Raw genomic sequence first — 14,532 nt, 5'->3', positions numbered from 1 at the left:
CCAAGGCACTGCTACACGGAGGAGTGCGCGCATGCGTCGTGTCGTCGTTACCGGTCTGGGCATCGTCTCGGCCATCGGGAACAACAAGGACGAGGTTCTGACCTCGCTCAAGGCTGGCAAGTCCGGCATTTCCGCCAATCAAGACATGGTTGATCATGGGTTCCGCAGTCAAGTTGCAGGCATGCCTGACATCGACATTGCGGCCCATGTGGACAAACGCACACTGCGCTTCATGGGCCCGGGTGCGGCCTATGCGCATATCGCGATGAGCCAGGCGATCGAAGATGCGGGCCTTGGTGAAGACGATGTTGTGAACCCACGTACGGGTTTGGTTGCCGGATCTGGTGGCCCATCGACCAGCGCGATGTTTGCAGCCCACCAGACCGCGCTGAAAACCGGCGCGACCAAGCGAATTGGACCGTTTGCCGTGCCGAAATGCATGGGCTCGACCATTTCTGCGAACCTTGCGACGGCGTTTAAGATCAAGGGGATCAACTACTCGATCACCTCGGCCTGTTCGACTTCATTGCACTGTATCGGCAACGCATCCGAACAGATCATGATGGGCAAGCAAGACGTCATGTTTGCTGGCGGTGGCGAGGAATTGGACTGGACCCTGTCGTGCCTATTTGACGCGATGGGTGCGATGTCATCCAAGTATAACGACACGCCCGAGAAAGCCTCGCGCGCGTTTGACGCAGACCGCGACGGATTTGTGATCGGTGGTGGTGGTGCCATCTTGGTTCTGGAAGACCTTGAGCATGCCAAAGCGCGTGGCGCCAAAATCTACGCCGAGGTCACTGGCTACGGCGCGACGTCGGATGGCCACGACATGGTGGCCCCGTCTGGAGAAGGCGGCGAACGTGCAATGCGTCTGGCCATGGACATGCTGCCCGAGGGCCGCAAAGTCGGCTATATCAACGCCCACGGCACATCGACCCCGGTTGGTGACGTTGGCGAAGTGGAAGCCGTACGCCGCGTCTTCGGCGAGGGCACCACGCCCCCTATTAGTTCGACCAAATCTATGACCGGGCACAGCCAAGGCGCGACTGGTGCGCAAGAAGCTGTCTATTGCTTGTTGATGCTGGAAAACGACTTCATTGCGCCGTCCATCAACGTTGAAAATCTCGACGCTGAAATCAACGAGGGCGAGGTCGCCACTAAGTTGGTTGAAAACGCAGGTCTGGATTCGGTCATGACCAATAGCTTCGGCTTTGGCGGCACCAATGGCTCGATGATTATGAGCAAATACCAAGACTGATACGACGACGAATTTGACACGAACAGAATTGAGGGACTGACATGGCAGGGCTTATGCAAGGTAAACGCGGCCTCATCATGGGGGTTGCAAACCAACGCTCGATCGCGTGGGGCATTGCGCAGGCGATGGCCAATGAGGGCGCTGAATTGGCGTTTTCCTATCAGGGTGACGCATTCGGTGGACGGGTTGCTCCGCTGGCTGAATCAGTCGGGTCGGACATTCTGGTCGATATGGATGTGACGGACGATGCCGCGCTGGACAAAGGGTTCGATGACTTGTGGTCCAAATGGGACTCGATCGATTTTCTGGTTCACGCGATTGCTTATTCTGACAAGAACGAACTGACTGGCCGCTTTGTCGACACGTCACGTGCGAACTTCAAACACTCGATGGACATCAGCTGCTATTCGTTGATCGAAGTGGCCCGTCGTGTAGCCCCGAAAATGACTGAGGGCGGCACGATCTTGACCCTGACCTATGGCGGATCGAACCGCGTGACCCCGTTTTACAACGTGATGGGCGTTGCAAAAGCCGCGCTGGAATCTTCCGTTCGTTATTTGGCCAACGACCTTGGCCCGGACGGCATCCGCGTAAACGCGATCTCGCCCGGACCGATGAAAACGCTGGCCGGGGCTGCAATTGGCGGCGCGCGCAAAACCTTCCGCCACACGGAACAAAACGCGCCGCTACGCCAGAACGCAACGCTCGAGGCCGTGGGCGGCACCGCTGTTTACCTCGCCTCGGATTATGGCAACTGCACGACGGGCGAGATCATCACCGTCGACAGCGGCTTTCATGTATTGGGCATGCCGCAGCCAGATAATCTCTGAGTGGCAAAACAGTAATCGCAACGAAGGCTCCCATTCGGGGGCCTTTTTTGTTTCCCTTCCAGCTCTGGACCCTATCCTTGATCTGGTGCTTACTGCGCGAAGCCAAAGACAAGGACCCGGACCATGCAAACATTCACCGCCAATGACGGGTTAGAGATCGCATTTCGTGAAGAGGGTGAAGGCCTGCCGGTGCTGGCACTGTCCGGCCTCACGCGCAACTCGGACGACTTCAACTTTGTTGCCCCGCATCTAAAGGGCGTCCGCCTGATCCGCATGGATTACCGCGGGCGGGGGCAGTCGGATTGGGGTGACCACAAGACCTATACCGTGCCGCAAGAAGGGCTGGATGCGCTTTTCCTGATGAACCATCTTGGGATCGATAAAGCCGCCATTCTTGGCACCTCGCGTGGTGGACTGATCGCGATGGGGCTTGCTGCGACCGTGAAGGATAAGCTTCTGGGCGTTTGCATGAACGATATCGGACCCGAGCTTGCCGCCGACGGGCTGGACAACATCATGGGTTATTTGGGACGCAAACCAAGCGCCAAGACCATAGAAGAGGCCGCCGAAACACGTGCAAAACTCATGGCCGGATTTGGCTTCAAAGATGTGCCGATGGGACGCTGGATCGAAGAGTGTCACAACTTGTTCGAACAGGACGATAAAGGGCTGACCAATCGTTATGACCCTGCCCTGCGCGACGCGGTTCAGGCCGCTGGCGCGCAGCCTGCCCCCGATCTATGGCCATTCTTCGACGCGATGGCGGACTTGCCCCTTGCCCTGATCCACGGCGCAAACTCGGACCTTCTGTCCGACGGGACCGTTGCCGAAATGCGCGCGCGCCGCCCGGACATGGGGTATGCCAAAGTGCCCGACCGTGGCCATGTGCCATTCCTCGATGAACCCGAAGCCATTGCAACCATCACCGAATGGCTTGGAAAGATGCAATGAACATCAACGAGATCCGAAACGCGGCCCGTCGCTGCGCGGGCCATGTAAGACGCACGCCGCTTTTGTCTTCACCGTTTCTGGACGAAATCGCCGGGCGATGCGTGTTCGTGAAACCCGAATGCCTGCAACATACGGGCAGCTTCAAGTTTCGCGGTGCGCATAACGCGATTTCCATGCTGACTGCCGATCAACGCGAATTGGGCGTAATCGCCTTTTCATCCGGCAACCACGCGCAAGGTATTGCACTTGCCGCCCGCCAAAACGGCGCACCGTCTGTGATTGTCATGCCATCTGACGCCCCCCGGATGAAAATCGACAACACACGCGCCCTTGGGGCCGAGGTGGTGCTTTACGACCGTGCGGGCGAGGACCGGGACGCTATCGGTGCCCAACTTGCCAAAGAACGCGACCTTACGCTGATCAAACCCTTCGACAACGAGGCCGTGATAGCAGGCCAAGGCACAGTTGGGCTTGAGATCGCCAATCAGGCCCGCGAGGAAGGCATTTCAAACGCACAGGTGCTGGTGCCATGCGGTGGTGGCGGGTTGACCTCGGGCATCGCGCTGGCTTTGGAGCACGAAGCCCCCGACATGATAGTCCGCCCAGTCGAGCCTGCGGGGTTTGACGATGTGACGCGTTCGCTTGCCAGCGGCAAGATCGAAGAAAACGCCCAGCGCGCCGGGTCAATATGTGATGCGATCATCACACCCTCGCCCGGCCAGATCACGTTCCCCATCATGCAACGCCTATGCGGGCCCGGCATCGTTGTGCCGGACGAAGATTGCCTGTGCGCTATGGCGCAAGGGTTCACCCGTTTAAAATTGGTGATCGAACCGGGGGCGGCCATTGCGTTGGCTGCGGCCCTGTTCCACCCAGAAACCATCAACGGTGACGCCGTGATTGTCGTGGCCACCGGGGGCAATGTTGATGCCCCAGTTTTTGCTGATGCCCTAAACCGTTTTGCCTGACCGGAGACACTTATGACTGATTTCACGATGGCCTCGTTCAACGTCAAAAACCTGATTGGCGCGGACAAGGAGTATTACCAGTTCCAAAGCTACACACCCGAGGAATACGCTTGGAAGCGTGACTGGATGGCGGACCAGATGATGTCGCTGGACGCCGACATCATCGGTTTTCAAGAGATATTCGAGGAAGACACGCTGCTGGACGTGATCGGTGAGGCCAACGCACGCGCACACGACCTGAACGCCGCCACCATACCCGATGAAAACAAGCGCTATCATCGCAAAGCGATCTTTAGAAAGCTTGCCACGCACCCATGGCCCAAGGATGGATTGGCCTTTGCCCCAAATTCGGCCGATGGCGGGCCCGGAGAACGAAGACCCGGCGTAGCTGTATTGTCACGCTTTGGATTTGTGGGCGACCCAGAGGTTATTCAGGACCTGCCAGAACCGCTTACCATTCCCTTCCCCGCCCTGCGTGGGGATGACGGGGAAGCGGGTCACTACACGCTGACCCGCATGTCGCGGCCGGTCCTGAAGGTGCGCGTGCCAGTTGGCGACCATGTGATTACGATCTTCAACTGCCACCTGAAATCGAAACTGGGCGAGTTTATCCGTCCAGAAGGTGCGCCCTTCCCGCCGGAAGCCGACCTGACTGCCTATGACCCCGTCGGGCGGGCGTTAGGAGCCGCGCGTTCAGCCATGCGGCGCATGGCCGAGGCATGGGTTTTGCGCAGGTTGGTCGTTGATGAACTGGAAGCTGGTCACCCCGTTGCCGTCATGGGCGATTTTAACGATGGGGAACATGCAGTAAGTTCCGAGATTATCTCGGGCGAGGTGCCGTTTAAGAACTACGCTTGGATGCTGCGCCATGACGCGAAAACCGACCGCGACCGCTATTCCCGCGAGGAAAGCGCCCAGATCACCGCGGAAATCGAAGCTGTTCGCCTGCATTCAGCCGAAAAGCTCTTCGTGCGCAAATCCTTGCGCGACATGGTTTATACTTCGGCCTTTGGTGGAGTGTTTGAAAGCATCGACCAGATCTTCCTTAGCCGCCATTTTCATCCGGACAATGTGCAGCGTATCGCAGACATGACCTATTTCAGCGTGCTGAATGATCACATCACCGACGGCTCCCATCCAGAGGCGCCTTATAACAAGTTGGCGTCGGATCACGGTCAGATCATGGCGCATCTGACTTTGCGCGGGTCCGAATGATCAAGATCCCGGATGACAACGGCGTGGCGCTTCACGTCGTGGAAAGCGGATCAAAGGAAGGACCTGCCGTGGTGTTTGCCCACGCGCTTGGGTCCGACCTGTCCATGTGGGATGCGCTGGTGGCAGAGATGCCCGATCATCTGCGCCTGATCCGAATGGACATGCGTGGGCATGGCCACAGCCCCTGCCCCGACGGTCCTTATCCGATGGGCGATCTGGTGGCCGACGCCGGTCGGGCGCTGGATAATCTGGGCGTTAAAGATTGCGTTTTCGTGGGCCTGTCGATTGGCGGCATTATTGCGCAGGGGTTGGCGGCTGAACGGTTGGATCTTGTACGCGGGCTGGTGATCTCGAACAGCGCCGCCAAGATCGGAACGCCATGGATCTGGGCCGCACGCATCAAGAAGGTACGCGACAGCGGGATCGACGCCGTGGTTGACGCCAATATCGACCGCTGGTTTTCGCGCGCTTCGCAACGCGATCAGCCAGAGCTTTTGGACGACGCCCGCACCCGCATGCGCGCCACACCGCCTGAGGGTTATCTGGGCTGCATGGAAGCCATCGCAGACACCGACCTTTATGAAAGCACCGCACGCCTACGGCTGCCGACACTGGCCATTGCAGGTAGCGAAGACGGATCAACCCCTGCCGACATGGTGCGTGAAACGGCTGGCCTGATCCCCGGATCGAAATTCGAGCTGATCCGCGGCACAGGTCATATGTCCCCTGTCGAGAAACCCGCTGAATATGCTGTGCTTCTGACGGATTTCCTGCGCTCTATCGGCCATTTCTAAGAAACGCCGCGTCGTTTTCTGACCTTCCTGTCGCAAGATTGTTGGCAAGCTCTTCGTTTCCGCGCAAGCTTTGGGGGAATGACACACCAACAGGAGCTGCCATGGACCGGATCAAAGCCGCTGTCTGCCACGCCTTCGGGGAACCGCTGGTCATCGAAGAGATCGCAATTCGCGCGCCAGAAGGCAGCGAGGTTGAAGTGACGCTGGATGCCGTCGCCATCTGCCACAGCGACATATCTTATGCCGACGGGGCTTGGGGTGGATCACTGCCTGCTGTTTATGGCCATGAAGCCGCCGGGCGTATTACAGGTGTGGGCGATCACGTAAAAGGGTTGTCCGTTGGCGACCCGGTTGTTGTGACGCTTATCCGCGCCTGCCAAACCTGCCCCAGCTGCGCCTCGGGCACCCCCACCGCCTGCGCGACGCCTTATGACGGCGACCATGGGCCCATCACCGACGTTGATGGAGGCAAGATGCATCAGGCCATGGCAACGGGCGCCTTCGCCGAACGTGTCGTAGTGGAACAAAGCCAAGTTGTGGAACTGCCCGAAGATATGGCCATGGACGTGGCGTCTTTGCTTGCTTGTGGCGTCATCACCGGCGTGGGCGCTGTGGTGAATGCGGGCAATGTTCGCGCAGGGGACGTAGTGGTTGTGATCGGCGCAGGCGGCGTGGGCCTGAACGCCATCCAAGGCGCGCGCATTGCAGGTGCCTCACGCATCATCGCGGTCGACATGTCGGAAGAAAAGCTCGACGCAGCAATGGAGTTTGGCGCGACGGACGGTGTGCTCGCCACAATGGACAAGCCATGGAAAGCCGCCATACAGGCCGCAGGGCGCGGGGCGGATGCAGTATTGGTGACCGTCGGCGCGATCCCAGCCTATGACAGTGCCCCGCGCTATCTTGCACCGGGTGGCAAGGTCGTCATGGTTGGCATGCCCCACTCGGGTGACATGTCCAGTTATGAGCCCGTGGTATTGGCCGCACTTGGGCAGGGTATGGTTGGGTCCAAGATGGGCGACGTGGTGATTCAACGTGACATCCCATGGATGATCGACCTCTATCGGCAAGGGCGCTTGAAGCTGGACGAGCTGATCTCGGGCCGTTGGTCTTTTGACCAGATCAACGAGGCGATAGCCGACACCAAAACCGGGGCCGCGCGTCGGAACGTAATCCTCTTTGATAAAGGATAATTAGATGCGGCTTCGGGACCTCGACATCATCGTGACAGCACCGCCTGCCCCCGGTTGGGGCGGGCGCTATTGGATTTTTGTTAAAGTCACGACCGATAACGGCATCACTGGCTGGGGCGAAGTCTATACATCCGCCGTTGGCCCCGATGCCATGCGTGCCGTGATCGAAGATGTGTTCAAACGGCACATGCAGGGCGAAAACCCTGAAAACATCGAATTGATGTTCCGCCGCGCCTTTTCTTCTGGCTTCACCCAACGCCCCGACCCGACTGTGATGGGCGCGTTTTCCGGGCTTGAGATCGCTTGCTGGGACATCCTGGGCAAAGCGCGCGACCGCCCGGTCTGGGCCTTACTTGGCGGCAAAATGAACGAGCGTTTGCGCAGCTACACATACCTCTATCCCGATCCGCACCACGAACTGCCAGCGTTCTGGACCTCGCCCGAAATGGCCGCCGAGGCGGCTGTGACCCGCGTTGAGCAGGGCTTCACCGCACTGAAGTTCGATCCCGCCGGGCCATATACGATCCGTTCGGGCCATATGCCTTCAATGAAAGACATCTCGCGTTCGGTTGCGTTCTGCAAAGCGATCCGCGAAGCCGTCGGTGACCGCGCGGATCTGTTGTTTGGCACCCACGGTCAGTTCACCACCGGCGGCGCGATCCGCATGGCCGAAGCCATCGCACCCTACGGGCCGCTTTGGTTCGAAGAACCCATCCCGCCCGACAACATCGCCGAAATGGCCAAGGTTGCCCGTGCCAGTTCCGTTCCCGTGGCAACCGGGGAACGACTGACAACAAAAGCTGAATTTGCTGAAGTGTTGCGCCAAGGAGCCGCCTCAATTCTGCAACCCGCCTTAGGGCGCGCAGGCGGTATCTGGGAGGCAAAGAAGATCGCCACCATCGCAGAGGTTCACAACGCCCTGATTGCCCCGCATCTCTACGCAGGCCCAATCGAATGGGCCGCCAACCTGCATCTAGGCGCGTCTATTCCAAACCTTCTGATGGTGGAAACCATCGAGCAAGGGGGGGACTTCCACCTTGCCCTGATTGGCAACACGATCCATTGGGAAGACGGCTTTGTGATCCCGCCAGACGCTCCGGGACTGGGGATTACACCGAACGAAGCCTTGATGCGCGCGCACCCATATACGGGAAGCGGATTGCATCTGGAAACGCAAGAAGATCCCTGCAGCTATGATCAAGAAAACCAGTTTGAAGGTGGTGCGCCGTCTATCAAAATCGACGACGCTTGATCAGACCTAAACCAGCAGAGGTTTCTTGTTTTTAAGATGACGCTCAACAAGTTTCTTCTGGCGTTTCGCGTCTGGTGTGAACTTGGCAAAGCTGGGACTATAGTCCCGATCCGCCAGCTCGGGAAACAACGTCAAAACCTCTTCCCGCGCGTCATCGCTGATCGCCTTCAATGCCTCAGGTCCGGTATATAGGCTTTCGCTGGGCGCGCCTTCTGCATAAACCACTTGATGGTCATCAAACAGCATGTGGTAGTACGTGACCTCGGTCATAGATTGGTCAATGTAGATACCGGGAAGCTGTGTCAGCTTGACCGCATGGACCAATACATCCGTCGTTCCAAACATACGTTGCGCAATAGGTGAGCTGATCAGCATCCGATGCTGGCGGGACACCAGAAGATCGCGCTTTGGCAGCCCATCACCCAGCGCGCTAGCGGTAATTCGGATTGGGAACAGCTTTGGGTTGCTAAGAAGCTTCTCAACAGTCACTGGGCTTTTTCCGATCCATCGCACGGGCTTCACACCCTCTGCGGTCAGAACCAGGTCACCAACCTGAACATCCTCAATCGCTATCGGACCAAGCTTGGTTTCGATGAGAGTACCTGCTGTGAAACAGGTTACATCGTCCCAAGCGAAACCAGAAGTATAGTCCTGCCACCCCCCTAGACTGTCAATGACAGACCCATCGTCAAAAGCCGATCCTGGGGCTGGTACAAAAATGAAATTGCTACCTGTCGACCAAAGATAAAAGTCTTCTGTATGCGTGGTGCCGCTGGAATCCGTAAAGGTCAGCTCGTAGGTGCCGCCTTGCGGATTGGTATAGGTTGTTCCACCGATTGTGATCTCTTCTGTGAAATCATCGGTGAAGTAAGGGGACATGTTGGGGTCGTCATCTTCAATGGTGACCGGCACTAAAGTGGTGGGCGTCCCCGTCCCTGACCAAATCCAACCTTGTACATTATAGGTGGGCATAGCTCACCTCCACTCAACACATAGGCTTTCATTGCGGCTTGTTTTGGCTAAATAAAATAGCTGTCGGCAGCTCACTAATTTCCGGCCTGTTCGCGAAACACATGCTGAACATTAATACTGCATTAAGTGTGAAGTTGCAATTTTCATCTCGCTATAACTGCATCACAACAAAAAAACACACGCCCAGGATGAGTGCACCCAACTCTGATGGGTGAAGGTTTTTCTGGCTTTTGGATACAGTATCCGTTAATGACAACCTAGGACCTGCTTTCCACCTCCCTCCTCAAAAGGAATCCCTATGTCACAATCCGTGTTTTCTGGCACCATGCCTGCCTTGATGACCCCGTGCACTTCTGACCGCACGCCAGACTATGACGCGCTGGTCAAAAAGGGACACGAGATGATCGCTGCCGGCATGTCGGCTGTGGTTTATTGTGGGTCCATGGGGGACTGGCCGCTTCTGACAGATGAAGAGCGCATGACGGGCGTTGAACGCCTTGCCAGTTCAGGGATTCCCGTCGTTGTGGGGACGGGTGCGATCAATTCGAAATCCGCCGTTGCACTTGCGGCTCACGCCCAAAAAGTGGGCGCTGTTGGGCTGATGGTTATCCCGCGCGTTCTGTCGCGGGGATCGTCGATGGCCGCGCAGAAAAGCCATTTCAAAGCGATCCTGTCTGCCGCACCGGATGTCCCTGCCATCATCTACAACAGCCCCGTTTACGGTTTCGCGACTAAAGCAGACCTGTTCTTCGCCCTGCGCGCAGAACATCCCAACCTGATTGGCTTCAAGGAATTCGGCGGCAAGGACGACCTGCGCTATGCGGCCGAGCACATCACCAGTCAGGATGATAGCGTGACACTGATGGTCGGCGTCGACACTGAAGTCTATCACGGCTTCGTCAATTGCGGCGCGACAGGCTCGATCACTGGGATCGGCACCGCCCTTCCGAAAGAAGCGTTGCTACTGGCGGCCCTTTCGCAGAAAGCCGCAGAAGGCCATGCCGAGGCCCGCAAGCGCGCGCTTGAGCTGGAAGACGCTTTTGGCGTTCTGGCCAGCTTTGACGAAGGCACCGATCTGGTGCTGTACTACAAGCACCTTTTGGTCCTGAATGGTGAAGACGAATACCGCCTGCATTTTTATGAAACTGACGCCCTGTCCGATGCGCAGCGCAACTATTGTGAACAGCAATACACCTTGTTCAAAGCATGGTTTGCTGACTGGTCAAAACAGGGTGGTATCATCGCCGAGTGCATGTAAGCCTATCCGCAACTCATAAGGATCAAGATGCGTAGCAATAAAGTCATCCACGTGGTCTCCGCCCATGCCGAGGGAGAGGTGGGCGATGTGATTGTCGGCGGTGTTGCCCCTCCGCCCGGCGATACGGTCTGGGAGCAACGCAATTTCATTGCTGCGGATCAGACCTTGCGCAACTTCGTCCTGAACGAACCACGAGGCGGAGTGTTTCGCCACGTGAACCTTTTGGTTCCTCCAAAACACCCCGAAGCTGATGCGGCTTGGATCATAATGGAACCTGAAGATACGCCGCCAATGTCCGGGTCAAATTCGATCTGCGTGTCTACTGTGCTGCTGGACAGTGGCATTCTGCCAATGACCGAGCCCGAAACCCACCTGACGTTGGAAGCACCGGGTGGTCTGGTTCGGGTGCGCGCAGAATGCAGGAATGGCAAAGCCGAACGGATTTACGTTCAAAACGTGCCCAGTTTTGCAGACAAGATTGATGCGATGGTCGAGGTCGAAGGGCTGGGAACCCTGCGCGTCGACACCGCATTTGGGGGCGACAGTTTCGTGATCGTTGACGCCACCGATCTGGGCTTCGCTCTGACGCCAGACGAAGCTGCCGATCTGGCGCGCACTGGATCAAGGATAACCGATGCCGCCAATGAACAGCTTGGCTTCAGCCATCCCGTCACAGATTGGAACCACATCTCGTTTTGCCAAATCGCTGGTTCCTTAACCCGCGACGGCGATCTTCTTGAAGGCAAAAACACAGTGGCCATCAAGCCCGGAAAGCTGGACCGATCACCTTGCGGCACGGGTGCGTCAGCACGTATGGCGATGCTTTTGGCGAAAGGTCAGATGAAAGCGACAGATCGCTATCATGCACGATCTGTCATCAACAGCGAATTCCGCTGCCGTGTGGTGAAGACGCTTGACCTAAATGGCCGCCCCGCAATCCTTCCCGAAATCTCGGGTCGTGGCTGGATCACCGGAACACATCAGCACATGCTTGACCCTGATGATCCCTGGCCAGGCGGTTATCGTCTCAGCGACACATGGGGTGCTTAGGGCAGGCGCATCTGACCCATTGGTCAAAGAAACAGTGGGTGCATCCCACTTGAACATCTGGCACACCAGTTTCAAAATGCCGGAAAAGCAATAACCAGGGCTCTTACATGACCGTCAAACGCAAGATTGCTAGACAAAGCCTTCCGGATGTCATCACCAACGACTTGCGTGAACGCATCCTAAGCGGCGACCTTGCAGAAGGTGCGGTGATCCGTCAGGAAGCGTTGGCCGATGAATATGACGTATCGCGCATGCCAATCCGCGAAGCGTTGAAACGGTTGGATGCCGAAGGTCTTGTCCATCTGACGAACAATCGCGGAGCATCGGTTGTAAAGCACTCGATTGCCGAGATCGGTGAGATTTTTGATCTGCGTATTCTGATCGAAGTGGATTTGTTCAAACGCGCCATACCGAAGATGACGCAGACTGATTTCGACAAATGCGAAATGCTCCTGACGCAAATGGAAACGTCTTACGATGCGGATGACGTGGCTCATTGGGGCGCGCTGAATTTCAGCTACCACACCGCGCTTTATGCAGCCGCGCAGCGCGGGCTGACAAACGAACTGCTGCATCGAGTGAATCTGCAATCCGATCGCTATGTGCGGATGCACCTAAGCCTTATGGAACAACGCGATGGTGCAAAGGACGAGCATCGTCGCCTTTTGGAACTTGCCGTGAACAGGGATGTGACCGCAGCGACTGCTTTGCTAACTCAGCACATCCAAAACACCAAAGACGAGCTTCTGAGCATGATCTCAGCGCTGCGAGAGGCCGAAGCGCGCTGAATAGCCGGTCATGATGTGTTGGGGATGTTGATACCCAGCAGAAACAATTCATGTTCCTTGCGGATAAAAAAAGACCAGACAACGATCACTCGCTGTCTGGTCTATTGATTTATAGGCTTACTCAGCAGCCGAAGCTTGCTCTGCATTGGCCAACTTGTCACGCAAGCCGTCGCGGTACAGTGCTTTCGTAAGCGCGACACACATCAGGCCCATTACCACAGTGAACGGCAAGGCCCCGATAATCATGGCGCTCTTAAGTGCCTCCATCGGATCAGCACCGCCATTGGTCTTACCTGCGATCAACAATGTGCCGATCACAAACGTTAGGATAAGACCCCACACGATTTTGTGCTTGTTGCCGATGTTCTGATCGCCACCAGACATAATGGTGTTCATCACCAAGATGCCCGAGTCAGCCGAACGTCACCAGGAACGTCATGATCAGGACCACACACATCACGGTAATGCCGGACAGAAGTCCGCCCGAGATGATCTGCTCAAGTGTTACGAACAGTTTGGCTGTGTTCGAAGCCCCGATGATCGCGCCTTCAGCAGCACCGCTCAGTTCCATGTCGATGGCCGTGCCACCCAGAACAGTCATCCACGCAAAGCAGACAAGTGCAGGGGCGAAAACGCAGCCAACGATAAACTCACGAACCGAACGACCTTTCGAGATACGCGCTAGGAACAGTCCCACAAAGGGTGAGAACGCGATCCACCAAGCCCAGTAGAACGTGGTCCAACCAGCTTGCCAGCCGAACTGACGTCCCGGCTCACCAGCAGCATATGCGGCAGTTAGAACATCGTCAGACAGGGCTGCAGCCTCGCCTTCAAGACCTGACTTAAAACCCGCAAGTGAACCCCAAGCGTTGGTCGCTCCGCCACGCAATGCGTCGGCATATGGTGCGGCCTCGGCTGGCAGAGCTGCCGCGAAATCAGCCCCGGATTGTGGACCGAATGCGCCAAAGCTTAGCGAGACGTAGTGCAGGATATAGTCGGCAAATGCAGTGGCGTAGGTTGTCATGGCGAACATAAACGACCCGAAGATGACAAAGGTCATCAGCAGGATGATCGACAGGACAAGGTTAAGGTTCGACAGGTATTTCACCCCACGACCAACACCCGACACAGCGGACAGAATGGAAAGGCTCATGATCACAACAAGACCCACGATCAGGCCAACTGTGCCTGGTGCAGGTGCATCACCTGTCATGTCCATCATCCATTCAGCACCGGTGATCGCATAAAGACCATCGATGAATTGTGACACGCCAAAACCGATGGTTACGGATACACCAAGGATCGTTGCAACAACCCCAAGAACATCCACAACATGGCCAAGAAAGCCGTTCATCATCTTACCGAAAAGCGGTGTCAGGGCCGAACGGATCGTCAGCGGCATGTCACGCGTGTAAGCGTAATAAGCCAGCGACAGCCCGGTCGCGACGTAGATTGCCCAGGCGTGGAAGCCATAGTGCAGGAACGTGTAGCGGAAGCCGGATTGAACAGCCTCAGCACTGTTGGCACCAACGCTGCCCGCCAGCACCTCGGGGTTGGAACCCCAAAGGCCAAGAGGCTCTGCCGTGGCGAACACCATCAGGCCGACGCCCAGACCGGCGCCAAACATCATCGAGAACCAAGAGAAGTTTGAGAACTCAGGGCGTTCGCCTTCGCGTCCCATGATCCTGCGACCGGTTTGCGGCAACACTGCCACCACCAGCAAGAAGAACGAGAAAAGACCAACGATTACGATGTAGAACGAGTTGAAGCTTTCCAGAAGCTTCCAGTTAAGACTGCCAAGAACGCCGTTGGCGTTGGCAGGCCAGACAAGGGCCCAGATAACCAGGCCAACCATGATTGCTTTGCTGAGAAGCGCGATTTCAACGCTGTGCCCCTCGTAGAACCCACTTGCGGCCCTTTTGACCTCCAAGTCGGTGAATGGTTGCTTTAAAGACATGCGTCTCCTCCCTAGTTCGCACGTGAAATTTTCCGGGTTAGTT

At 56.8% G+C, this 14,532-nt stretch carries 12 protein-coding genes and 1 pseudogene; 11 read left to right on the top strand and 2 right to left on the bottom strand.

Going from position 1 to position 14,532, the window contains the following annotated elements:
* Positions 1–31 precede the first annotated feature (31 nt).
* From fabB to AC0L6A_RS03915, 8 genes are all read left to right on the top strand, one after another.
* Positions 32–1,261 (top strand): beta-ketoacyl-ACP synthase I, encoded by a 1,230-nt coding sequence (gene fabB / locus AC0L6A_RS03950; RefSeq protein ID WP_473292334.1) that lies wholly within the window; start codon positions 32–34, stop codon positions 1,259–1,261.
* A 41-nt stretch (positions 1,262–1,302) separates the two neighbouring features.
* Positions 1,303–2,091, top strand: a complete 789-nt coding sequence (locus AC0L6A_RS03945) for an enoyl-ACP reductase FabI (protein WP_246927969.1) — start codon at positions 1,303–1,305, stop codon at positions 2,089–2,091.
* 123 nt (positions 2,092–2,214) lie between these two features.
* Positions 2,215–3,042, top strand: coding sequence for an alpha/beta fold hydrolase (locus tag AC0L6A_RS03940; protein ID WP_473292332.1), 828 nt, complete (start codon positions 2,215–2,217; stop codon positions 3,040–3,042).
* Positions 3,021–4,010 carry a threonine ammonia-lyase gene (locus tag AC0L6A_RS03935; RefSeq protein WP_473292331.1) on the top strand — a complete coding sequence of 330 codons (990 nt, stop codon included), beginning with the start codon at positions 3,021–3,023 and terminating at the stop codon, positions 4,008–4,010. The genes AC0L6A_RS03940 and AC0L6A_RS03935 overlap by 22 nt, the downstream gene beginning before the upstream one ends.
* Before the next feature lie 12 nt (positions 4,011–4,022).
* Positions 4,023–5,225, top strand: coding sequence for an endonuclease/exonuclease/phosphatase family protein (locus tag AC0L6A_RS03930; protein ID WP_473292330.1), 1,203 nt, complete (start codon positions 4,023–4,025; stop codon positions 5,223–5,225).
* Positions 5,222–6,019, top strand: coding sequence for a 3-oxoadipate enol-lactonase (gene pcaD, locus AC0L6A_RS03925; RefSeq protein WP_473292329.1), 798 nt, complete (start codon positions 5,222–5,224; stop codon positions 6,017–6,019). The genes AC0L6A_RS03930 and pcaD overlap by 4 nt, the downstream gene beginning before the upstream one ends.
* A gap of 101 nt (positions 6,020–6,120) precedes the next feature.
* Complete coding sequence (locus tag AC0L6A_RS03920) at positions 6,121–7,212, top strand: zinc-binding dehydrogenase (protein WP_473292327.1); 1,092 nt, start codon at positions 6,121–6,123, stop codon at positions 7,210–7,212.
* A 4-nt stretch (positions 7,213–7,216) separates the two neighbouring features.
* Positions 7,217–8,464 carry a mandelate racemase/muconate lactonizing enzyme family protein gene (locus AC0L6A_RS03915; RefSeq protein WP_473292326.1) on the top strand — a complete coding sequence of 416 codons (1,248 nt, stop codon included), beginning with the start codon at positions 7,217–7,219 and terminating at the stop codon, positions 8,462–8,464.
* 6 nt (positions 8,465–8,470) lie between these two features.
* Here the strand turns inward: AC0L6A_RS03915 and AC0L6A_RS03910 are convergent, their stop codons facing one another.
* Complete coding sequence (locus AC0L6A_RS03910) at positions 8,471–9,436, bottom strand: Hint domain-containing protein (protein ID WP_473292325.1); 966 nt, start codon at positions 9,434–9,436, stop codon at positions 8,471–8,473.
* Positions 9,437–9,734: 298 nt separating this feature from the next.
* On the opposite strand from AC0L6A_RS03910, the gene AC0L6A_RS03905 reads away from it, so the two are divergent.
* From AC0L6A_RS03905 to AC0L6A_RS03895, 3 genes are all read left to right on the top strand, one after another.
* Positions 9,735–10,694 (top strand): dihydrodipicolinate synthase family protein, encoded by a 960-nt coding sequence (locus tag AC0L6A_RS03905; RefSeq protein ID WP_473292323.1) that lies wholly within the window; start codon positions 9,735–9,737, stop codon positions 10,692–10,694.
* A 27-nt stretch (positions 10,695–10,721) separates the two neighbouring features.
* The gene (locus AC0L6A_RS03900; RefSeq protein ID WP_473292321.1) at positions 10,722–11,744 is read left to right on the top strand and encodes a trans-3-hydroxy-L-proline dehydratase; all 1,023 of its coding nucleotides are present in this window, start codon (positions 10,722–10,724) and stop codon (positions 11,742–11,744) included.
* Between the two features lie 107 nt (positions 11,745–11,851).
* Positions 11,852–12,532 carry a GntR family transcriptional regulator gene (locus AC0L6A_RS03895; RefSeq protein WP_473292319.1) on the top strand — a complete coding sequence of 227 codons (681 nt, stop codon included), beginning with the start codon at positions 11,852–11,854 and terminating at the stop codon, positions 12,530–12,532.
* A 117-nt stretch (positions 12,533–12,649) separates the two neighbouring features.
* Here AC0L6A_RS03895 and AC0L6A_RS03890 read toward each other — a convergent pair.
* Positions 12,650–14,489: pseudogene (locus tag AC0L6A_RS03890) on the bottom strand (BCCT family transporter).
* Between the last annotated feature and the right edge of the window lie 43 nt (positions 14,490–14,532).

Source organism: Aliiroseovarius sp. D2-2 (assembly GCF_055809455.1).
This window is presented reverse-complemented; position numbering and strand designations above follow the sequence as displayed.